18 protein-coding genes are annotated in these 20,390 nt (G+C 72.6%); 11 read left to right on the forward strand and 7 right to left on the reverse strand.

From position 1 onward, the window contains the following. Positions 1 to 9 precede the first annotated feature (9 nt). Positions 10 to 1,878 carry an ABC transporter ATP-binding protein gene (locus BAY60_RS31400; protein ID WP_112285029.1) on the reverse strand — a complete coding sequence of 623 codons (1,869 nt, stop codon included), beginning with the start codon at positions 1,876 to 1,878 and terminating at the stop codon, positions 10 to 12. Positions 1,879 to 2,010: 132 nt separating this feature from the next. On the opposite strand from BAY60_RS31400, the gene BAY60_RS31405 reads away from it, so the two are divergent. Next, positions 2,011 to 3,339, forward strand: a complete 1,329-nt coding sequence (locus tag BAY60_RS31405; RefSeq protein ID WP_112285030.1) for a glycosyltransferase 87 family protein — start codon at positions 2,011 to 2,013, stop codon at positions 3,337 to 3,339. Here BAY60_RS31405 and BAY60_RS31410 read toward each other — a convergent pair. From BAY60_RS31410 to BAY60_RS31425, 4 genes are all read right to left on the reverse strand, one after another. Then, a complete protein-coding gene (locus BAY60_RS31410) occupies positions 3,326 to 3,535 on the reverse strand; it encodes a helix-turn-helix domain-containing protein (RefSeq protein ID WP_005437638.1) in 210 nt (69 codons plus the stop codon). The two genes, BAY60_RS31405 and BAY60_RS31410, sit on opposite strands and share 14 nt — an antisense overlap. 194 nt (positions 3,536 to 3,729) lie before the next feature. Continuing rightward, positions 3,730 to 5,358 (reverse strand): ABC-F family ATP-binding cassette domain-containing protein, encoded by a 1,629-nt coding sequence (locus BAY60_RS31415; protein ID WP_112285031.1) that lies wholly within the window; start codon positions 5,356 to 5,358, stop codon positions 3,730 to 3,732. Between the two features lie 248 nt (positions 5,359 to 5,606). Then, a complete protein-coding gene (locus tag BAY60_RS31420) occupies positions 5,607 to 6,281 on the reverse strand; it encodes an acVLRF1 family peptidyl-tRNA hydrolase (RefSeq protein WP_112285581.1) in 675 nt (224 codons plus the stop codon). Between the two features lie 10 nt (positions 6,282 to 6,291). Next, the gene (locus tag BAY60_RS31425) at positions 6,292 to 7,857 is read right to left on the reverse strand and encodes a deoxyguanosinetriphosphate triphosphohydrolase family protein (RefSeq protein ID WP_112285032.1); all 1,566 of its coding nucleotides are present in this window, start codon (positions 7,855 to 7,857) and stop codon (positions 6,292 to 6,294) included. A gap of 30 nt (positions 7,858 to 7,887) precedes the next feature. Between BAY60_RS31425 and BAY60_RS31430 the strand changes: the two genes are divergently transcribed. Beyond that, the gene (locus BAY60_RS31430) at positions 7,888 to 9,003 is read left to right on the forward strand and encodes a lycopene cyclase family protein (RefSeq protein WP_112285033.1); all 1,116 of its coding nucleotides are present in this window, start codon (positions 7,888 to 7,890) and stop codon (positions 9,001 to 9,003) included. Here the strand turns inward: BAY60_RS31430 and BAY60_RS31435 are convergent. Both BAY60_RS31435 and BAY60_RS31440 read right to left on the reverse strand, forming a co-directional pair. Next, positions 8,980 to 9,642 carry a response regulator transcription factor gene (locus BAY60_RS31435; RefSeq protein ID WP_112285034.1) on the reverse strand — a complete coding sequence of 221 codons (663 nt, stop codon included), beginning with the start codon at positions 9,640 to 9,642 and terminating at the stop codon, positions 8,980 to 8,982. The two genes, BAY60_RS31430 and BAY60_RS31435, sit on opposite strands and share 24 nt — an antisense overlap. After that, positions 9,639 to 10,886 carry a sensor histidine kinase gene (locus BAY60_RS31440; protein WP_112285035.1) on the reverse strand — a complete coding sequence of 416 codons (1,248 nt, stop codon included), beginning with the start codon at positions 10,884 to 10,886 and terminating at the stop codon, positions 9,639 to 9,641. Before BAY60_RS31440 ends, BAY60_RS31435 begins: the two co-directional genes overlap by 4 nt. 213 nt (positions 10,887 to 11,099) lie before the next feature. Between BAY60_RS31440 and BAY60_RS31445 the strand changes: the two genes are divergently transcribed. Genes BAY60_RS31445 through BAY60_RS31485 form a run of 9 tightly spaced genes read left to right on the forward strand, consistent with a single transcriptional unit; the run spans position 11,100 to position 20,344 of the window. Beyond that, positions 11,100 to 11,963, forward strand: coding sequence for a TetR/AcrR family transcriptional regulator (locus BAY60_RS31445; protein WP_112285036.1), 864 nt, complete (start codon positions 11,100 to 11,102; stop codon positions 11,961 to 11,963). Continuing rightward, positions 11,960 to 12,877 (forward strand): beta-keto acid cleavage family enzyme, encoded by a 918-nt coding sequence (locus tag BAY60_RS31450; protein ID WP_112285037.1) that lies wholly within the window; start codon positions 11,960 to 11,962, stop codon positions 12,875 to 12,877. Before BAY60_RS31445 ends, BAY60_RS31450 begins: the two co-directional genes overlap by 4 nt. Continuing rightward, positions 12,870 to 13,823, forward strand: a complete 954-nt coding sequence (locus BAY60_RS31455) for a 3-hydroxyacyl-CoA dehydrogenase NAD-binding domain-containing protein (protein ID WP_112285038.1) — start codon at positions 12,870 to 12,872, stop codon at positions 13,821 to 13,823. Before BAY60_RS31450 ends, BAY60_RS31455 begins: the two co-directional genes overlap by 8 nt. Next, complete coding sequence (locus tag BAY60_RS31460) at positions 13,816 to 14,253, forward strand: thioesterase family protein (RefSeq protein WP_112285039.1); 438 nt, start codon at positions 13,816 to 13,818, stop codon at positions 14,251 to 14,253. Before BAY60_RS31455 ends, BAY60_RS31460 begins: the two co-directional genes overlap by 8 nt. 32 nt (positions 14,254 to 14,285) lie before the next feature. Continuing rightward, positions 14,286 to 15,851, forward strand: coding sequence for an ABC transporter substrate-binding protein (locus BAY60_RS31465; RefSeq protein WP_112285040.1), 1,566 nt, complete (start codon positions 14,286 to 14,288; stop codon positions 15,849 to 15,851). A gap of 5 nt (positions 15,852 to 15,856) precedes the next feature. Beyond that, entirely contained in the window at positions 15,857 to 16,813 is a 957-nt protein-coding gene (locus BAY60_RS31470) for an ABC transporter permease (RefSeq protein ID WP_112285041.1), read from the forward strand. Continuing rightward, a complete protein-coding gene (locus tag BAY60_RS31475; RefSeq protein WP_112285042.1) occupies positions 16,810 to 17,658 on the forward strand; it encodes an ABC transporter permease in 849 nt (282 codons plus the stop codon). Before BAY60_RS31470 ends, BAY60_RS31475 begins: the two co-directional genes overlap by 4 nt. Beyond that, positions 17,655 to 19,259 carry an ATP-binding cassette domain-containing protein gene (locus BAY60_RS31480; RefSeq protein WP_112285043.1) on the forward strand — a complete coding sequence of 535 codons (1,605 nt, stop codon included), beginning with the start codon at positions 17,655 to 17,657 and terminating at the stop codon, positions 19,257 to 19,259. Before BAY60_RS31475 ends, BAY60_RS31480 begins: the two co-directional genes overlap by 4 nt. Next, positions 19,256 to 20,344 (forward strand): serine hydrolase domain-containing protein, encoded by a 1,089-nt coding sequence (locus tag BAY60_RS31485; protein WP_342769799.1) that lies wholly within the window; start codon positions 19,256 to 19,258, stop codon positions 20,342 to 20,344. Before BAY60_RS31480 ends, BAY60_RS31485 begins: the two co-directional genes overlap by 4 nt. Positions 20,345 to 20,390: the final 46 nt, after the last annotated feature.

The raw sequence follows: 20,390 nt of genomic DNA on the forward strand, positions 1-20,390 counted from the left end.
GCTGCCTCCTCACGCCGCGCTGGGCGCCTGCTCGCTGAACTGGGTGCGGTACAGCTCGGCGTAGCGGCCTCCGGCGGCGAGCAGCTGCTCGTGGGTGCCCTGTTCCACCACGCGGCCCTCCTCGACCACGAGGATCTGTTCCGCTGCCCGGATCGTAGACAGCCGGTGCGCGATGACCAGCGCCGTCCTCCCCGCGAGCGCGTCGGTGAGCGCCTCGCCGACGGCCGCCTCCGACTCGGAGTCCAGGTGGGCGGTCGCCTCGTCGAGCACCACGACACGGGGCTGGGCCAGCAGCAGGCGCGCGATCGTCAGCCGCTGCCGCTCCCCGCCGGACAGGCGGTACCCACGCTCCCCGATCACCGTGTCGAGCCCGTCCGGCAGCGAGCGGACCAGCTCGGCCAGCCGGGCGCGCTCCAGCGCGTGCCAGATCTCGGCGTCGCCTGCCTCCGGGGCGGCGTAGGCGAGGTTGGCGCGGATGGTGTCGTGGAACAGGTGGCCGTCCTGGGTCACCACGCCGACGGTACGGCGCAGCGTCTCGAAGGAGAGGTCGCGGACGTCCACACCGGACAGCCGCACCGAACCGGAGTCGACATCGTAGAGCCGCGGCACCAGCGAGGCGATGGTCGACTTGCCCGCACCCGACGAGCCGACGAGCGCCACCATCTGTCCCGGTTCGGCGCGGAAGCTGACCCCGTGCAGCACCTCCTCGCCACCTCGGCTGTCCAGTGTAGACACCTCTTCGAGCGAGGCGAGCGAGAACCGCTCCGCCGAGGGGTAACTGAAGCGGACGTCGCTGAACTCCACGGAGACGCCCCCGGAAGGCAGGGCGCGGGGATCGGGCCGCTCCCGGATCATCGGCTCCAGGTCGAGGACCTCGAAGACGCGCTCGAACGACACGAGCGCGGTCATCACGTCGACGCGGACGTTGGCCAGCGCGGTCAGCGGCGTGTAGAGCCTGGTCAGCAGCAGTGCCAGCGCGACGACGGTGCCCGCCGCGATCTCGCCGCGCAGCGCCAGCCAACCGCCGAGGCCGTAGACCAGCGCCTGCGCCAGCGCCGAGACCAGTGTCAGGCTGGTCATGAACCAGCGGGTGAGCATCGCGGTGCGCACGCCGATGTCCCGCACCCGTCCCGCGCGGGCGCCGAACTCGTCGGCCTCCACTCGCGGCCTGCCGAACAGTTTCACCAGCGTGGCGCCGGGCGCGGAGAACCGCTCGGTCATCTGCGTGGTCATCGACGCGTTGACCTCGGCGGACTCCCGCTGCAGGTCGGCCATGCGCCTGCCGATGCGGCGGGCGGGCAGCACGAACACCGGCAGCAGCACGAGCGCGAGCAGCGTGACCTGCCAGGAGAGCGTGAGCATCACGGCGAGCGAGAGCACCAGCTGGATCACGTTGGTGACGAGTCCGGACAGCGTCGCCGTGAACGTGCGCTGGGCGCCGATGACGTCGTTGTTGAGCCTGCTGACCAGCGCCCCGGTGCGGGTGCGGGTGAAGAACGCGATCGGCATGCGCTGCACGTGCTCGTACACGGCGCGGCGCAGGTCGTAGATCAGCCCCTCGCCGATGCGGGCGGACTGCCAGCGCTCGGCCAGCCCCAGCGCGGCGTCGGCGATGGCCAGCCCGGCGATGGCGAGCGCGAGCCACACCACGGTGGCGACCGCTCCCCCAGCCACGATCGCGTTGACGACGCGGCCCGCCAGCAGCGGCGTACTCACGGCGAGCACCGCCCCGACGACGGTGAGCACGAGGAAGAAGCCGAGCCTGCGCCAGTGTGGCCGGGCGAACCGGGCGACCCTGCGCACCGTCCCGCGGCGCAGCCCTCGCGGCGCGTCGCGCGCCTTCATCGCCCCGTTCAACAGCGACCACGTGTTGTCCATCGCCCGCCCCACCCCTTCTCATACCTAGACCAAAGTAGAGATATTGACCCGATATGTCCTGGACAACACACCGTCCTACGTGATGCTTCCCGATCCCGCCAGCCCTTTTGCCGCGCGGTAGGGTCCTGCGCCATGGGGAGAGGGCTGGTTCGGGAGTGGGTACGGGCCGGATGGGCGGAGCGCCCGCTGCGGCTGGACGCCGTCCTCTACGCCGTCTGCACGGCGTATGCGCTGGCACTGGCCCTGACCGACAAGCACTACGGGTTCAGAGTGTGGGCTTGCTTCGCCGCCGTCGGCTACGGCCTGGCCTTCGCGCACACCTGCTGGCTTTCGCTGACGACGAACCGGCCCGGCTGGTGGCGTTCCCGGTGGACGAGCTTCGGCGTCGTCGCCGTGGTCGGCATGGTGGCGCCGCTGGTGACCCTGCTGCTCACCAGGCTGCGTGGCGGCGACTGGGCTGCCGCTCCCGGGGCGTGGAGCGCCCAGCCGGAGGTGTGGGTCATCGAGCGGTCGGCGAGCCTGCTGCTCGACACCGGCACGCCCTACGTCGACGTCACCGCGCTGGGCAGGCCACCCGAGGTGAACGACTACACGCCGTACGGGCCGGTGATGGCGGTGTTCGGCCTGCCGAGGGCGGTGCTCGGCGGCACGGCGGTGGGCGACGTCCTCACCGACGCGCGGCTGTACTTCGCGCTCACCGCGGCGCTGTGCCTGTGGGGCGGCCTGCGTCTGCTCGGCAGGCCGCGCGTGCCCGTCAGGGCCGCCCAGCTCGTGGTGGTCTTTCCCCTGACGGCGCTGACCTTCGCCACGGCGGGCCCCGACCTCGCGATCGTCGGGCTGCTCGTGCTCGCGTGCGCGCTCGCCGCCGACCGGCCCGGGTGGTCGGCGTTCGTGCTGGCGCTGGTGACGAGCGCGAAACTCATCGTGGCCCCGGCCGTGGTGGTGCTGCTGGCGCTCGTGCTGGTGCGGCTCGGTGGGCGCGCGGCAGCGCGGTACGCACTGGTGTTCCTCGCCGGATGCGCGGCGGTGAACGTGCCGGTGCTGCTGGTGGACCCCGGCGCGTTCGTCGAACACGTGCTGCGTTTCCCCGCGGGACTCGGCGCGGTCAGCTCCCCCGCGGCCAGCCCGCTGCCAGGCCATCTCATCGCGAGCGCAGGCGGCGCGGGGAAACTGCTGGCGTTCGGACTGCTGGGAGCCGCGGCCGTCGCGATCCTGGCGTGGCTCGTGCGACGTCCGCCCCGCACCGGTGCGGACGCGCTGCTGCGCATCGCGGCGGGGCTCGGCGCGTTCACGATGCTGACCCCGGCCACGAGGTTCGGTTACCTGGTGTACCCGGTGGTGCTGCTGGGCGCGATGCTGTGCTTCCCTGGCCGGCCCGCGGCTCCCCCCGGCGCCGCGGAATCCGGCTCAGGCACCGCGAGCGAGACCGGCCCGAGCGATACCAGGCTTACTTCTTCTTGACGCGGGTCGCGCCGCCCCTGCCCCGCAGCTGCACACCGGATTCGGAAAGCACCCGGTGCACGAAACCGTAGGACCGTCCGGTTGACTCCGCGAGGGCCCGAATGCTCGCGCCCTTCTCGTATTTCTTCTTCAGGTCGGCGGCCAGCTTGTCGCGCGTGTTTCCGGTGATGCGCGCACCCTTCTTCAGGTCTGCCACGTCAATCCACCTTCCGCCCGTATGGTGTTTCGGGCCACATTCGACCCCTGCCGCCGCAATGATCGAACACCTGACGGCCGAATGCCAGACGACGGGCCAAAATCCTGTCCAAACCGCGCCATATTGGGCCGATCCAGTGTTTACCCGACATCAACTAACGATCATCGTGGCAAATATGGCGGCCTGCCAACAACTCAGGCGAGCTGCACGAGCTCCAGATAATCATCCGACCAATGATCCTCGGTGCCATCCGGCAACAGGATCACCCGCTCGGGTTGCAGCGCTTCCACCGCCCCGGGGTCGTGCGTCACGAGCACCACGGCCCCCGTGTAGCTGTGCAGGGCGTCGAGCACCTGCGCGCGGCTGGCCGGGTCGAGGTTGTTGGTCGGCTCGTCGAGCAGCAGCACGTTCGCGGCGCTCGACACGAGCGCCGCGAGCGCCAGCCGCGTCTTCTCGCCGCCGGACAGGGTGCCCGCGGGCTGGTCGAGCTGCTCGCCGCTGAACAGGAACGAGCCCAGCAGGTTCCGCAGTTCCTGCGCGCCCGTGTCGGGGGCGAGGTGCCGGGTGTTCTCCCACACCGTGGCGTCGTGGTCGAGCGTCTCGTGCTCCTGCGCGTAGTAGCCGATGCGCAGCCCGTGGCCCGGCACCACCGAGCCGGTGTCCGGCGTCTCCATACCGCCGAGCAGGCGCAGCAGCGTGGTCTTGCCCGCGCCGTTGAGTCCCAGCACGACGACCTTCGACCCGCGGTCGATCGCCAGGTCGACGCCGGTGAAGATCTCCAGCGAACCGTAGGACTTCGACAGGCCCTCCGCCGTGAGCGGGGTCCGGCCACAGGGTGCAGGCGCGGGAAACTTGATCTTGGCGACCTTGTCGGCCTGGCGCTCCTCGTCCAGGTTCGCCAGCATCTGCTCGGCCCGGCGCGCCATGTTCTTCGCCGCGACGGCCTTCGTGGCCTTGGCACCGAGCTTGGCGGCCTGCTTCTGCAGTGCGGCGGCCTTCTTCTCGGCGTTGGCGCGTTCGCGCCTGCGCCGCTTCTCGTCGGTGGCGCGTGCGTCGAGGTAGCGCTGCCAGGTCATGTTGTAGGTGTCCAGCTCGGCGCGCGTGGCGTCGAGGAACCACACCTTGTTCACGACGTCGGCGAGCAGGTCGACGTCGTGGCTGATCACCACGAGGCCACCGTCGTGGGACTTCAGGAAGCCGCGCAGCCAGCTGATCGAGTCGGCGTCGAGGTGGTTCGTGGGCTCGTCGAGCAGCAGGATGGTGCCGGACTTGCCGCCCGCGCCCGCCTCGGAGGCGGCGAACAGGATGCGGGCCAGCTCCACGCGCCGCCGCTGACCGCCGGACAGCGTGCTCAGCGGCTGGGTGAGGATGCGCTCCTCCAGGCCGAGATTGGCGCAGATCCGCGCGGCCTCGCTCTCCGCGGCGTAGCCCCCGAGCGCGGCGAAGCGCTCCTCCAGCCTGCCGTAGCGACGTACCGCCTTGTCCCGCTCGGCGTCATCGACCAGTTCCGACATGGCGGTCTGTGCCTTCTCCATGTCCCGCAGCAGCGCGTCGAGGCCGCGTGCGGACAGCACGCGGTCCTTCGCCGCCACCGACAGGTCGCCCTCCCGCGGGTCCTGCGGCAGGTAGCCGACCTCGCCGCCGTGCTCGAGGTCGCCCGCGTACGGTTCGCCCTCGCCGGCCAGCACGCGCAGCGTGGTGGTCTTGCCCGCGCCGTTGCGGCCGACGAGGCCGATCCGGTCGCCCGGTTGCACGCGCAGGGTGGTGCCGGAAAGCAGAACGCGCGAACCAGCACGGAGTTCGAGGCCGGTGGCCGTGATCAAGAGAAGTCTCCGGGAGTGTGGAAAGCGGACCTGGACAGCGTGGACTACCCGCACGGGGCGGGGCGGCTACTCCAAGCGAACGACCACGGCTCCCAGTGTAAGGCCCGGCGTCCACCGCTTTTCGGCCCCGGTGACCCGGCTCACCCCCGAGCCGCCCGGCAAGCTCCCCAATGCGGCATTGGTGGCGCTCAACGCTACGAATGCCGCATTGGTGGCGCTCAACGCTACGAATGTGGCATTGGGGAGCTTCAGGCGGGGTCGCGGACGGTGATTTCCACCGCGCGGGCGCGGCGGGCGGCGTCGTCGAGCACGGTGCGCCTCGGCTCCGCGACATCCAGCACCCGCTCCGAAGCCAGGGCGAACACCGGCGCCAGGCGCGGGTCGGCTCGCAGCTCGTCGAGGGCTCTGCGGTCGCCGCCGAGCACCACACCGTCCAAACCGGACGCCCGTGAGGCCAGGATCTCGGCGGCGTCGTCGGCGGCGGCCCGCAGCGACTGCCGCGCCTGGCCGTCGCGCCGCCGCGCGAAGCGCTGCTGCGACCAGCCGCCCGCCGCGCTGCGGCCGTGCACGAGGTGCCGGCCGGTCCGCGACGCGACGACCCGGTCGCCCTCGGCGACGCCGACGCTGTGCCCGCCGAGGCGGACCAGCAGCAGCCCGAGGCGGCGGGGCCTGCTCGCGTGCTCGACGAGGGCCTCCACGGCCAGGCCCTCGGCCTCGCGGTCACCGACGGGCAGCGGAGGAAACGGCACCGCCACGGTGGCGGTGGTGCCGTCGGCGGCGGTGACGACCACCTCGCCGGGGCCGAGGCGGGTGGCGATCACGCCGCCGTTGCGCTCGGCGAAGCGGGCGAACCACCGCGCCAGCCGCTCCGGTTCCACCTCGACGGCCCTTCCACCCCCGCTGACCTGCCGTGTGCGCGCCACCCCGCCCACGCTAGAGCACGAACGACTCCGACCACGGCTGGCTCGTCCTGCCCGTGATGGCGTCCAGCATGCTCGCCGCCTGCCGGTCGGTGAGCGACGCGACGAAGTCCACGACGGCGCGCCCGCGGGCGAGACCACGCACCGCGTCGGCGCCCTCGATCCGCTCGCCGGTGGCGCCGACCAGCACCTCCGGGGTGTTGCGGGCCAGCGCGGTGTACTCGGCGCGGGCCAGCTCCACCAGGTCGAACAGCCTGCGCGGCAGGCGGCGGGCCTCGTCGCGGTCGGCCAGCCACGCGTCGAGCGCGTCCACCAGCGACGTCAGCAGGCTCGCCTGACCACGCTGGTGCAGGGCCAGGTCCGCGCGCTGCAGCACGAACCGCCGGTGCACGAACTTGAGCACCTGCACCTCGTGCCACTGCGCCTGGCGCAGGGTGACGTGCCCGGTGCGGGTCGAGGGTGCCGGATGCACGACCACGCCCTCGACCAGCCGGGCCGTCCAGCGCGCGGAGAAGGTCGCGAGTGCCTGCTCGGCCTCGATCGAGCCGTCGAAGGGGATGGCCAGCAGGTCCTCCACCAGCTCGGCGTGGACGCGCGCCACCGCCTGCGCGAACGCCTCGTCGTCCACCACCCACGCGTCCTTGACGTGCATGCGGCGGCGCAGCGTCTCCAGCGAGCGGCCGGGGTTGCGGTGCTCCTCGCGCAGCGCCCCGCCCGGCAGCGCGGCGAACTCGGCGCGGTCGTCGAGCCACTGCCGCAGCTCGGTGGCCACGGCCGCGTGCTGCAGCACGCCGATGCGGTGGAAGTCCTGCAGGTCGTGGATGGCGTAGGCGATGTCGTCGGCCAGATCCATCACCGAGGCCTCCACCGTCTGCTGCCACGCCTCCACGCGGCCCGCGAACGGCTCCCTGGCCTGCGCCACGTCGTCCAGCTCGGTGGAGTAGGCGGAGAACTTCGCCGACCCGGTGCCCGGTGCCTCGGCGGGCTCCGCGGCGCCCCGCGGGGGCACGCTCATGTGCGCCGGATGCGGGTCCGGGTAGTGCAGCCGCGCCCACGGGTACTTCAGCAGCGCCGCCCGCACGGCGGCGGTCAGGTTCAGCCCCTCGGGCGTGGGTCCGCCGACCTCGGTGGTGGTGACGATGCGGAACGTCTGCGCGTTGCCCTCGAAACCGTCGGCGAGGCCGTAGCGGTGGCGGGCGATGCGGTCGAGCACCTGCTCACCGAGATGACCGAACGGCGGGTGGCCGAGGTCGTGGCCGAGCGCCGCGGCCTCGGCCACGTCCGGGTCGCAGCCGCCCAGCTTCTCCGCCAGCTCCCGCGACTCCTCCGCGGCCAGGATCCGCTCCGCGATGACCCTGGCGACCTGCGCGACCTTGAGGCTGTGGGTGAGCCGGTTGTGCAGCAGCCCGGAGCCGCCCGCGCTGACCACCTGGGTGACCCCGCCGAGCCGCGCGAAGAACGGCGACGCGGCGACGCGGTCACGGTCCACGCGGAACGGGCTGGTCGCCAGATCGGCGAAGCCTCCCCGCTCGGCGGCCGGGTCCCTGCGAGCTGCCCGTGGGTCCGGTTCTGCTCCCATGCGCAACACCGTATGTGATCTCATCCGTTCATGGCTGCACTCGCGGACGACGCGGACGACGCGGACGTCGTGGTGCTGGGCGGCGGGCCCGCCGGCAGGGCGGTGGCCGCCGCGTGCGCCCGCGAGGGTCTGGGCACGGTGCTGGCCGACCCGGCGCCGGAGCGGGCGTGGCGCAGCACCTACGCGCTGTGGCGCGACGAGGTGCCCTCGCTGCCGGACACGGCGGTCGCGGCGACGGCGAGCCACGTGCTCGCGGCGGGCACCGTCGTCGGCAGGGAGTTCACCGTGCTGGACAACGCCGGGCTGCGTGACTGGCTGACGGAGCCGGGGGTCACCGCGGTCGCCGGAACCGCCACGGGAGTGGCGCACGGGCGGTACGGCTCGATCGTGCGGCTCGCCGACGGCCGCAGGCTGGCCGCCTCCGTCGTCGTGGACGCGCGGGGCACGCGGCCGGGCGGCACCGAGCAGACGGCGTTCGGGCTGGTGCTGCCCGAGCGCGCCGCCGCAGGCCTGGCGCCCGCGGGCACGCCCGTGTTCATGGACTGGGCACGCAGCCCGGCCGACGAGCCGGGCTTTCTCTATGTGGTGCCGCTCGGCGGCGGCCGGGTGCTGGTGGAGGAGACGTCGCTGGCGCGCAGGCCCGGCCTGCCCTTCGGCGTGCTGCGCGGGCGGCTGGCCGCCCGCGGGTTCGACGTCGCCGCCCACCCCGCCGAGCAGGTGCGCATCCGGCTCGACCCGCCGGTGCCGCGGCCCGGCCGCACGGTGCCGTTCGGGGCGCGGGCCGGGCTAGTCCACCCCGCCACCGGGTTCAGCGTCGCCGCGTCGCTGGCGCTGGCTCCGCGGGTGGCGGCGGCGCTGGCCGACGGGCTGCGGGCGGGACCGGACGCGGCGGCGCGCGCCGCGTGGCGGGCGATCTGGTCGCCCCGCGCGCTGGCGGTGCACGCACTGCGCAGGCATGCGCTGCGGGCGCTGCTGCGGCTGCCGCCCCGCGACGTGCCCGGGTTCTTCTCGCTGTTCTTCGCCCTGCCCTGCCACCGGCAGCGCGCTTTCACCTCGGGCAGGGACGACGTGGCCGGCACGGCCGCGGCGATGGCCGAGCTGTTCGCCGCCGTGCCGTGGCGGCTACGCCCCGCTCTCGTCCGGTGAGACGAAGCCCGACTCGTAGGCCCTGATCACCGCCTGGGTGCGGTCGCGAGCGCCGAGCTTGGCGAGCAGGTTCCCGACGTGGGTCTTGACGGTCTCGACGCCGAGGAACAGCTCCCCCGCGATCTCCACATTGGACATCCCGGTGGTCATGAGGCGGAGTACCTGCTCCTCGCGTTCGGTGAGGCCGGCCTCGCGCAGGCCGCCGGGACCGCGCCCGGTGCCGTGCCGGGCCGCGAGCCGCCGGATCGCGGCGGGAAACAGCAGCGAGTCCCCTGCCGTGACGGTGCGGACGGCGGCGACGATCTCCTCGGGCCGCGATCGCTTGAGCAGGAACCCGCTCGCCCCCGCTCGCAGGGCGTCGTAGACGTAGTCGTCGTTCTCGAACGTGGTGACCACGACGACCTTCGGTGGAGCGTCCATGGTGGACATGAGATGCTCGGTGGCCCTGATGCCGTCCACCGTGGGCATCCGGACGTCCATGAGCACCACCTCGGGGCGCGTCCGCGACACCAGGCCGGGCACCTCGGTGCCGTCGGCGGCCTCGCCCACGACGGCGAGGTCCGGCTCGGACTCCAGGATCGTCCGCAGCCCGGTGCGCACCAGCTGCTCGTCGTCGACGAGCAGCACCCCGATCGTCATGCTCCCTCCCCTCGCCTGCCCGTGGGCAACCACACCGCGACCTCCCAGGCCTCGCCCTGCCGCCCCGTGCGCACCCGCCCGCCGAGCAGCTCGGCACGCTCGGTGATGCCCCGCAGCCCGCTGCCCCCACCGGAGCGGCGGCGGGCGCCGGAGGCGGCGCCGAGCGGGTTGCGGACACGCAGTGCCAGCTCCCCTCCGGACACGTGCACGGCGACGGTGACCGGGACCTTACCGGCGTGCCGCAGGGCGTTGGTCAGCGATTCCTGCACGATCCGGTAGGCCTCGCGGGACACCACGGGGCCGACGGCCGCGAGGTCGCCCCGCACGTCGCACTCGACGGTCATCCCCGCTTCCCTGGTGGCGGCAACCAGGGACGGCAGGCGGGTGAGCTCAGCCCGCGGCGCGCGTTCCGGCGTCTGCTCGCGGAGCAGGCCCAGCACGTGGTCGAGGTCGTCGAGCGCGGCACGGGCCGAGTCCTCGATCGCCAGCAGCGCCTGCTCGGCGGTGTCCGGGTCCCGGCGCAGCGTGCGGCGGGCGGCCCCGGCCTGCAGGGACACCACGCTCAGCGCGTGCCCGACCGAGTCGTGCAGCTCACGGGCGAGGCGGTTGCGCTCGGCCAGCCGCTCGGTGCGCCGTTCGAGCGCCGCGATGCGGTCGGTGGGCGACAGCCCGAGCAGCGCCACCGCGAGCCGCGTCAGCAGTGCACCGGCGGCGGACACGGCGTGGAACAGCGCCAGCATGGCCAGCAACGACGCCGCGGGCAGCCAGGCACTCGCCCAGCCCTGCGGAAACGCGGTGCTGCCTTCGGCGCCCACACCGAACCTGCCGGTGAACGGCACGGCGAGCGAGAGCACGAACACCACCGGGAGCACGAGGCTCACCGCGCTCAGCACGCCCCCGGTGAGCACGTGCGCGGCGAACAGCACCCCCGAGCGCACCCGGGCGGCCCCGTCGGCGGCGGCGCCGGCCGCGTCGGGCACCGGGTCGCCCAGCAGCTCCCGTACGGCGGCGGTCTCCAGCGCACGCACGGCCGGCAGCACGGAGGTGGCCGCCAGCACGGCGAGGGCGGCGGCACCGCCGATCACGACCGCCGCACCGACCCCGGCCGCCATCGGCACCACCGAGGGCACCACGATCGCGCCGAACAGCAGGTACGGCACGAAAAGTGCGCCGCCGAGGATCAGATACGTCCAGCGGCGATACGTGCTCCGGTCCACCACCGGGCCCAGGATCCGCCGAATCACCCTGTGATCCTTGCAGATCACTGCGGACGAGCACCTCCCTCCGAGGTGGGAACCGGCGGGCAGCGCACCCAGGCGCCGCCGTATAGGTTGTTATACGAAACATGGAGCGCACCGTCCACATCGGACAGCGGCGCGACACCCGCAACTTGCGCAAGCTGACTGATGAGTCAGTAGACTTGCGCATATCGCAAGGCGTGGCTAGGGTCGTGCGGCGTGGCCGAGACGGACGAACTGCGCAAGCGGGTGCGAAGCCTGATTCCGGTCAGGGCGGGCGCCCAACGCGAGTTCGCCACCGCGATCGGGCTGGACGAGACCAAACTGTCCAAATCGCTCAAGGGAACCCGGCGCTTCTCGCCGCACGAGCTGGTACGGATCGCCGAGTACTCCGGGGTGACGGTCAACTGGCTGCTCAACGGCAGTGACGACGCGGTCACCGTCACCGCGGTCCCCGCACCGACGGCACGCTCGGCGAGCGCGCCGGTCGACGGGCCGCAGCCGGAGCCGCGCAGGCGGATCCTGGAAACGGCGTGGGAGCTCATCGCCACCCGCGGCTACCACCGCGTGCGGATCGCCGACATCGCCAAGGAGTGCGGGACGAGCACGGCGAGCATCCACTACTACTTCCCCACCAAGGACGACGTGCTCAACGAGGCGCTGCGCCGCAACGTCAAGCTGGCCTTCGACCGGCAGGTGGCGGAGCTGCACACCATCGACAACGCCCACGAGCGGCTGCTGCGGCTGGTGGAGCTGCAGCTGCCCACGGAAGGGCTGCTGCGCGACGAGTGGTCGGTCTGGCTGCAGGTGTGGAACGAAAGCGCGCTCAACCCGGAGCTGCGGTCGCTGTACTGGGACTCCTACGACCGCTGGTTCCGCACGATCGCGATGACCATCCGCAGCGGACAGGAGCAGGGAGTGTTCCGCACCCGCGATCCGGACGAGATCACCACGCAGCTCAGTGCGCTGATCGACGGGCTCGGCATCCAGGTGCTCACCGGCAAGCCCGGCAGCTCGGTGGAGGCGATGCGTGAGCACCTGAAGGACTTCATCGACCGCAACATCGTCCAGGAGGGACAGTGAACCCCAGGCCAGTCAGGGCAGGCAACGACAAGGTCATCGTGACGTGCGCGCTCACCGGCGCGGGCGACACGGTCGGCAAGAGCGAGCACGTGCCGGTCACGCCCGAGCAGATCGCGGCCTCCGCCATCGAAGCCGCGAACGCCGGGGCCGCCGTCGTGCACATCCACGTGCGCGACCTCGACACCGGCCAGGGCTCCCGCGACGTCGCGCTCTACCGCGACGTCGTGCGGCGCGTGCGCGAGTCCGGCGTGGACGTCGTGGTCAACCTGACCGCGGGCATGGGCGGCGACCTCGTCCTCGACGACGAGGACCCGCTCAAGCCGGTCGACGGCACCGACCTTGTCAACGCCCACGACCGGCTGCCGCACGTCGAGGAGCTGCTGCCCGACATCTGCACCCTCGACTGCGGATCGCTCAACTTCGGCGAGGGCCACCAGCTCTACGTGTCCACACCGGACATGCTGCGAGCCGGCGCCAAGCGCATTCAGGAGCTCGGCGTGAAGCCCGAGCTGGAGATCTTCGACACCGGGCAGCTGTGGCTGGCCACCACCCTCATCGAGGAGGGCCTGATCGACGCGCCGCCCCTGTTTCAGCTGTGCATGGGCATCCCGTACGGCGCACCCGCCAACCCCGAGCTGCTGCAGACGATGGTGAACATGCTGCCGGACGGCGCGCAGTGGGCGTCGTTCGCGATCGGGCGCAACCAGCTGCCCTGGGTGGCGCACGCCGCGCTGCTCGGCGGGCACGTGCGCGTCGGCCTGGAGGACAACCTGTACCTCGCCAAGGGAGTCAAGGCCACCAACGGCCAGCTCGTGGAGCGGGCCGTGCGGATCGTCGAGGACCTCGGCGGCGCCATCGCCTCCCCCGCCGACGCCCGTGAGCTGCTCGGGCTGCGGGAGGCCGCCCGTGCCTGACCCCACGGAGGTCCGCACCGTCGCCTGTGTCGGCGCCGGGGTGATCGGCGGAGGCTGGGCCGCGCACTTCCTCGCGCGTGGCTACCAGGTGCGCGCCTGGGACCCCGGCGACGGCGCCGAGGGCAGGCTCGCCCGCATCGTGGAGGGCGCATGGCCCGCGCTCACCGAACTGGGGCTCGCCGACGGCGCGTCCCCGGACAACCTGACGGTGCTGCCGAGCCTCGCCGAGGCGGTGGACGGCGCGGGTTTCGTCCAGGAGAGCGCCCCGGAGGACCTGGCGGTGAAGCGCTCGTTGCTCGCCGACATCGACGCGGTGACCCCGCCCGGCGTCGTCATCGCCTCGTCCACCTCCGGTTACGGCATGACCGAGATGCAGACCGAGGCCGCCACCCCGGGACGGCTCGTGGTCGGCCACCCGTTCAACCCGCCCTACCTCATCCCGCTGGTCGAAGTGGTCGGCGGCGAGCGCACCGAGCGTTGGGCCGTGGACTGGGCGAGCGCGTTCTACCGCCACCTCGGCAAGTCGGTGATCACGATGGACCGGGAGCTGCCCGGGTTCATCGCCAACCGGCTGCAGGAGGCGCTGTGGCGCGAGGCGCTGCACATGGTGGCCAACGGGGAGGCGACGGTCGAGCAGATCGACACCGCCATCACCGACGGACCCGGCCTGCGCTGGCCCGTCCACGGGCCGTGCCTCACGTTCCACCTGGCCGGCGGCGAGGGCGGCATGGCGCACATGCTGGACCACTTCGGACCGTCGCTGAAGGCGCCGTGGACCCGGCTGGACGCGCCCGAGCTCACCGAGCGGCTGCGCGACGACATGGTGTCCGGCTGCGAGTCCGCCTCGGACGGTCGCCCCATCGCCGAGCTGGTGGCCGAACGCGACCGCGCCATCATCGCCGTGCAGCGTGCCGTCGCCGCGAGCCGGAGCGCGCACGATGAGTGAACCGCTCGAGTACCACGACACCGTCCGCGACGAGTGGATCGACTACAACGGACACCTCAGCGAGCCCTTCTACGTCATGGTGTTCGGCTTCGCCACCACGCACCTGATGGAGGTCACCGGCCTCGGCGAGCGCTACCGCGCCGAGACCGGATGCTCGCTCTACACCGTGGAAGCCCACGTCCGCTACCTGCGGGAGGTGGGCCCCCGCGCGGACCTGCACGTCAGCACGTCCGTGCTGTCGGTGGGCGCCAGGAAGGTGCGGCTGTGCCACGAGATGCGGGTGGGCGGCGACCTGGTGGCCACCGAGGAGCTGCTGTGCGTCCACGTCGGCGACGCGCGGGCGGCGCCGTTTCCCGAGTCCGTGGCGCGCGCACTGCGAAGACACCTCGCCCCCGCCCCCGACTACGCGGGACGGGCCATCAGCTCCTGATCCCACGTCCCCTACCGGAAGCCCTCGACTCCATGTCGCCTCATTCCCGTATCAGCAGAAGGAACTTCCTGCTCGGCAGCGCCGCGCTCGCCGGGACCGGCCCCCTGCTCTCCGCGTGCGGCGGCAGAACCCGCGCAGCCGCGGCGCCGACCGGGCCGCCGAGGCGTGGCGGCACCCTGCGTGTCGGCGTCACCGGCGGCGGAGCCTCCGACACGCTCGACCCGCACATCCCGGCGACCAACCCGGACATCGCGCGGGTGCGCAACCTCTACGAACCGCTGCTCTACCGCGACCACGACTACCGGATCGAGATGCTGGTCGCCGAGTCGCTCACCTCGTCGGCCGACGGCAGGGTGTGGACCGCGACGCTGCGCGACGGGGTGCGCTTCCACGACGGCAGGCCGGTGACCCCGGCCGACGTCATCGCCACATTCCGCCGGATCATGGATCCCGACGACCCGAAGAGCGGCGCGGCGAGCCTGACGATGCTGGACGAGGTGGTGGCCGACGGCGACCGGAGGGTGCAGTTCCGCCTCAGCGAACCCTCCAGCGTCTTCGACGACTACCTCGGCCAGTACTCGCTGGGCATCGTGCCCGCCGACTTCTCCCTCGACCGCCCCATCGGCACCGGCCCGTTCCGCGCGAGCACGTTCACCGCGGGCCTGCAGAGCACGTTCGTCCGCAACGAGCACTACTGGCGGCCCGGCCAGCCCTACCTCGACGAGCTCGTGCTCATCAACTTCACCGAGGACGACGCGCGCATCAACGCGCTGCTGTCGTCCCAGGTGGACGCCATCGACCAGGTACCGGTGGCGCTGGTGGAGGTGCTGCGCAGTGACGAGCGGCTGCGCATCCTCAGCTCCGAGACCGGCACGTGGCTGCCGTTCACGATGCGGGTGGACCGGCCGCCGTTCGACGACGTCCGCGTGCGGCAGGCGCTGCGGCTCGTCGTCGACCGCGAGCAGATGATCAACCAGGTGCTCAGCGGCCAGGGCCGCGTCGGCAACGACCTCTACGCGCCGTTCGATCCCGCCTACGCCGGCGACCTGCCCCAGCGCAGGCAGGACATCGCGCGGGCGCGCAGGCTGCTCGCCGAAGCGGGACACTCCTCCCTGGACATCGAGCTGGTCACCGCGCCGATCCAGGCCGGAGCCGTCGAGGCCGCGCAGGTGTTCCAGCAGCAGGCCAAGGCGGCCGGGGTCACCGTGCGCGTGCGGCGCGTGGACACCACGACGTTCTTCGGCGAGAACTACCTGAGCTGGGACTTCGCGCAGTCGTTCTGGTACACGCGCAACTACCTGCCGCAGGTGGCGTCCGGCTCGCTGCCCGACGCGCCGTACAACGAGACCCACTGGAACGACCCGGAGTTCATCGATCTCGTCACCCGGGCCCGGCGCACGGTCGACGAGGCCGAACGTCACAGCCTGCTGACACGGGCACAGCGGATCGAGTACGAGCGCGGCGGCAACATCATCTGGGGCTTCGTCAACCAGGTCGACGCCTTCCAGGTGTACGTGGCGGGGCTGGTGCCCGACCGCACCGGCCTGCCGCTGTCCGGCTACTCGTTCCGCGAGGCGTGGCTCGGGACAGGGAGGTGAGCGGGATGGTCCGGTTGATCGCACGCAGGCTCGTCATCAGCGTCGCCGTGCTGTGGCTGGTGACGCTGCTGGTGTTCGTCGCGACCCTGCTGCTGCCCGGCGACCCGGCGCGCGCCATCCTCGGCCAGCAGGCCACGCCCGAGCGCATCGCCGCGCTGCACGCGCAGCTCGGCCTCGACGCACCGGTGTGGGAGCGGTACCTGAACTGGCTGGGCGGGGTGGTCACGGGCGACCTCGGCACCTCCACGGCGAGCCAGGGACCGGTCGCCGAGCTGCTCGGCGGCCGGATCGCCGCCTCGCTGGTGCTGCTGGTGCTCGCCGCCGTGATCAGCACCGCCGCCGGGCTGGCGCTGGGCACCTGGACGGCGCTGCGCCGGGGACGCAGGGCCGACCATGCCGTGTCCGGTGCGAGCCTCGTGGTGGCGGCGCTGCCGGAGTTCGTCATCGGTGTCGCGCTGGTGGTGTTGCTGTCCACGACCGTGTTCCCGCTGCTGCCGTCGGTGACGCTGGCTCCGCCCGGCGAGCCGGTGTGGTCGCGGCCGAGCCAGCTGGTGCTGCCCGTGCTCACGCTCGTGCTCGTCGTCGCGCCCTACATCACGAGGATGATGCGGGCGACGATGAGCGAGGTGCTCGACAGCGGCTACGTCGAGATGGCGCGGCTCAAGGGCATCCCGGAGCGGCTGGTGATCACGCGGCACGCCCTGCCGCACGCGATCGGCCCGGTGGCGCAGGTGATCGCCATCCAGCTTGCCTGGCTGGCGGGCGGCGTCGTGGTGGTCGAGTTCCTGTTCCGCTACCCCGGGGTCGGGCAGGCGCTCATCGACGCGGTGAACAACCGCGACGTCGAGGTCGTGCAGGCGATCACGCTGCTGATCGCCGCCGTCTACATCGTCGTCAACCTGCTCGCCGACATCGTCGGCATCCTCACCAACCCCAAGCTGCGCAGCGAGGTGTCGCGATGAGCACGCAGTCCACGGTGTTCCGCAGGGCCCTGGCGCTGCCCCAGGCCCGGATCGGGCTGGTCCTCACGGCGGCGGTGGTGCTGCTCGCCGTACTCGGGCCGTGGCTCGGCCCCTGGCTCACCGGCCACGAGACCACCGCCTTCGCGGGCAAGCCGTTCCGGCCCGACGGCGCGGCCGGGACCGACGGGCTCGGCAGGGACGTGTTCACCCGGTTCCTCGCCGGTGGCGCCACCCTGCTGCTCTACGCCGCGCTCGCCACGGCACTGGGCGTGGTACTGGGCACCGCGCTGGGCATGGTCGCCGGGTACAGCGGCGGCAGGCTCGACAGCGTCATCATGCGGGGCAACGACGTGCTCCTGTCGTTCCCGCAGCTGGTGTTCGCGCTGCTGGCGATCGCGATGCTCGGCCCGCAGGGCTGGCTGCTCGTGGTGGTCATCGGCATCACCCACGCGCCGCGCGTCGCGCGCGTGGCGCGGCAGGCGACGGTCGCGGTCGCCGGCAGCGACTTCATCCGCGCCGCGCAGATGTACGCGATGCCCCGGTGGCGGATCCTGCTGCGCGAGGTGCTGCCCAACATCACCGGCCCGCTCATGGTGGAGCTGGGCCTGCGGCTGACCTACTCCATCGGCTACGTCGCGTCGCTGTCGTTTCTCGGCCTCGGCGTGCAGCCCCCGGCCGCCGACTGGGGCCTGATGATCAACGAGAACCGCATCGCGCTCGTCGTGCAGCCGTGGGGCGTGCTGCTGCCGGTGCTGGCGATCGCGGTGCTGACCGTCGGCACCAACCTCATCACCGACTCACTGGCGTCCGCGGCGGCGGGCCGGGAGAAGGAGGTCGTGGCGTGACAACCCAGGTCGCCGTCCGGCACGCGCTCGTCGTGGCGGACCTGCGCGTCGAAACGGTCACGGGCACGCCCGTGCTGCGCGGGGTGTCCTACGAGATCGCGCCGGGCGAGGTGCTGGCGCTGGTCGGCGAGTCCGGCTCCGGCAAGACCACCGCGGGGCTGGCCGCGCTGGGCCACTTCCGGCGCGGCCTGGTGCCCGCGGGCGGCACGGTGACCGCGTGCCCGCGCGACGGGGACCCCGTGCCGATGCTGGAGCTGGACGAGCGGCAGCGCCGGTCGTTGCGCGGCACCACGGTCGCCTACATCCCGCAGGACCCGGCGCTGTCGCTCAACCCGGCGCTGCGGGTGGGCAGGCAGATCGCCGAGGTGCTCGAGGCCCACGGTTACGGCGCCTCCGGCGCGGAGCGGGCCGCGCGGGTGGCCGAGGTGCTCACCGAGGTGGGGCTGCCCGGTGATGAGGCGTACCAGCGGCGCTACCCGCACGAACTCTCCGGCGGGCAGCAGCAGCGCGTGGGCATCGCGATGGCCTTCGCGTGCAGGCCCAGCGTCGTGGTGCTGGACGAGCCCACCACCGGCCTGGACGTCACCACGCAGACACTGGTGCTGCGCACCGTCGCCCAGCTGACCGCCGAGCACGGCGTCGCGGCCCTCTACATCACGCACGACCTCGCCGTGGTCGCCTCGATCGCCGACCGGGTCGCGGTGATGCTGGGCGGCGAGATCGTCGAGGCGGGCACCGCCGAGGAGGTGCTGCGCAGACCGCAGCACACCTACACGCGCGAGCTGATCGACGCGGTCCCCGACCTCGACGGAGGCGGCGAGCAGGCGAGGCGGGCCCCGGAAGGCTCGGCCACTCCCGCGCTGGCCGTGCGGGAGCTGTCGGTGGCCTTCGGCGGCAGCCCGGTGCTGCGCCACGTCGGCCTGACCGTGGGCGAGGGCGAATGCCTGCTGTTGCTCGGCGAGTCCGGGTCGGGCAAGACGACGCTCTCGCGCTGTGTCGCCGGGCTCAACGACCGGTACACGGGCACGGTGGCGCTCGACGGGCGGCCACTGGCCGCCTCGACCCGGCGGCGCACCGCCGAGGAGCTGCGGGCCGTGCAGTACGTGTTCCAGAGCCCGTACTCCTCGCTGAACCCGCGCCGGACGATCGCGCAGTCGGTCGAGGTGCCGCTGGAGATGCTCACCGACCTGGACCGGGCGCAGCGGCGCGAGCGGGTGGCCGCGACGCTGGAGCGGGTGCGGCTGGACCCGGCGCTCGCGGGCAGGCTGCCGGACCAGCTCTCCGGTGGCGAGCGGCAGCGGGCGGCCATCGCGCGGGCGCTGGTCACCACGCCCAGGGTGCTGCTGTGCGACGAGGTGACCTCCGCGCTGGACGTCTCGGTGCAGGCCACGATCATCGACCTGCTGTGCGAGCTGCGTGAGGAACTGGGTACGGCGATGCTGTTCGTCACGCACAACATCGCGCTGGCACGGCACATCGCCGACCGGATCGCCGTGCTGCAGGGTGGCGAGATCGTCGAGTCGGGGCCCGTGGACGAGGTGCTGACCGACCCGGCGCACCCCTACACGCGGGAACTGCTCGCCAACACACCCCGGATGTGATCGTGGACGTGCACGGCACCGTGGCGCCCGGTTTCGAGGCGGTGCGCGACGTCTTCGCCGGGATCGTCGCGCACGCCCGCGGTGGCGCGGCGTTCTCCGTGGTGCGGCGGGGCGAGACCGTGGTGGAGCTGTGGGGCGGGCTCGCCGATCCGGATGCGGGTACGCCGTGGGAGCGCAACACGTTGTGCGTGCTGTTCTCCGGCACCAAGGGCGTCGTGGCCGCCGTGGTGGCGGCGCTGGACGTGCTTGACCCGGAGGCTCCGGTGCGCGCGTACTGGCCGGAGTTCACGGCGGAGGCGACGGTGGGGCAGGTCCTGTCGCACACGGCAGGTCTGCCCTTTGTGGACGCCGAGCACGACCTGCTGGACACCGCCGTCTGTGCGGCCATGCTGGCGCGGCAGAGTCCCTTGTGGACGCCCGGTTCCCGGGTGGCCTACCATCCGCTGACCTACGGCTACCTGGTGGCCGAGCTGCTGCGCCGCACCACGGGACGCGGGGCCGGGGCGCTGGTGCGCGAGGTGCTGGCGCGCCCGCACGACCTCGATCTGCACCTGGGCACGCCGCCGGAGCTGGACGCGCGGGTGGCCCGGCTCGTGCGTGCGCCGGACTACCGCATCAGCACGTTCCTCGACGACCCGGAGCGCAGGCGGATCGTGGAGCGGATGTACGCGGGCCTGCTCGACTCGGACGAGCTGGTGAACTCGGCTCGCTACCGCAGGGCGGAGCTGGCGGCGGCCAGTGCCACCGGCACGGCACTGTCGATGGCGACCCTGTACGACCTGCTGGCTGCGGGGCACGTCGCGCAGCAGGCCGCGCTGGCGCGGGCGTCGCGGACCTGGTCGGAGGGCGTGGACGCCCTCAACGACCGGCCGTTGCGCTTCGGGCTGGGCTTCGAGCTGGCGGACCCGATCGGCACCTACGGTCCCGCCGAGGTGGCGTTCGGGCACTCGGGAGCGGGCGGCGGCAGGCACGGAGCGTGGCCGCAAGCCCAGCTGGGCTTCTCGTTCGTCACCAACGAACTGCGCGCCGAGGACACCGACACCAGGGCGGCAACCCTGCTCGCCACCCTGTACGACGCCCTCTGACCTCGAGTCCTGCACTCAAGCCCGCGAGTCCTGCACTCAAGCCCGC

The organism is Prauserella muralis (assembly GCF_003202285.1).
Taxonomy (GTDB): Bacteria; Actinomycetota; Actinomycetes; order Mycobacteriales; family Pseudonocardiaceae; genus Prauserella_B; species Prauserella_B muralis.

What these genes read in the sequence shown, in the direction of transcription:
- BAY60_RS31400 (WP_112285029.1), bottom strand. Translation starts at nt 1,878, where the DNA reads ATGGACAACACGTGGTCGCTGTTGAACGGGGCGATGAAGGCGCGCGAC.
- BAY60_RS31405 (WP_112285030.1), top strand. Translation starts at nt 2,011, where the DNA reads ATGGGGAGAGGGCTGGTTCGGGAGTGGGTACGGGCCGGATGGGCGGAG.
- BAY60_RS31425 (WP_112285032.1), bottom strand. Translation starts at nt 7,857, where the DNA reads ATGGGAGCAGAACCGGACCCACGGGCAGCTCGCAGGGACCCGGCCGCC.
- BAY60_RS31430 (WP_112285033.1), top strand. Translation starts at nt 7,888, where the DNA reads ATGGCTGCACTCGCGGACGACGCGGACGACGCGGACGTCGTGGTGCTG.
- BAY60_RS31435 (WP_112285034.1), bottom strand. Translation starts at nt 9,642, where the DNA reads ATGACGATCGGGGTGCTGCTCGTCGACGACGAGCAGCTGGTGCGCACC.
- BAY60_RS31460 (WP_112285039.1), top strand. Translation starts at nt 13,816, where the DNA reads ATGAGTGAACCGCTCGAGTACCACGACACCGTCCGCGACGAGTGGATC.
- BAY60_RS31465 (WP_112285040.1), top strand. Translation starts at nt 14,286, where the DNA reads ATGTCGCCTCATTCCCGTATCAGCAGAAGGAACTTCCTGCTCGGCAGC.
- BAY60_RS31470 (WP_112285041.1), top strand. Translation starts at nt 15,857, where the DNA reads ATGGTCCGGTTGATCGCACGCAGGCTCGTCATCAGCGTCGCCGTGCTG.
- BAY60_RS31475 (WP_112285042.1), top strand. Translation starts at nt 16,810, where the DNA reads ATGAGCACGCAGTCCACGGTGTTCCGCAGGGCCCTGGCGCTGCCCCAG.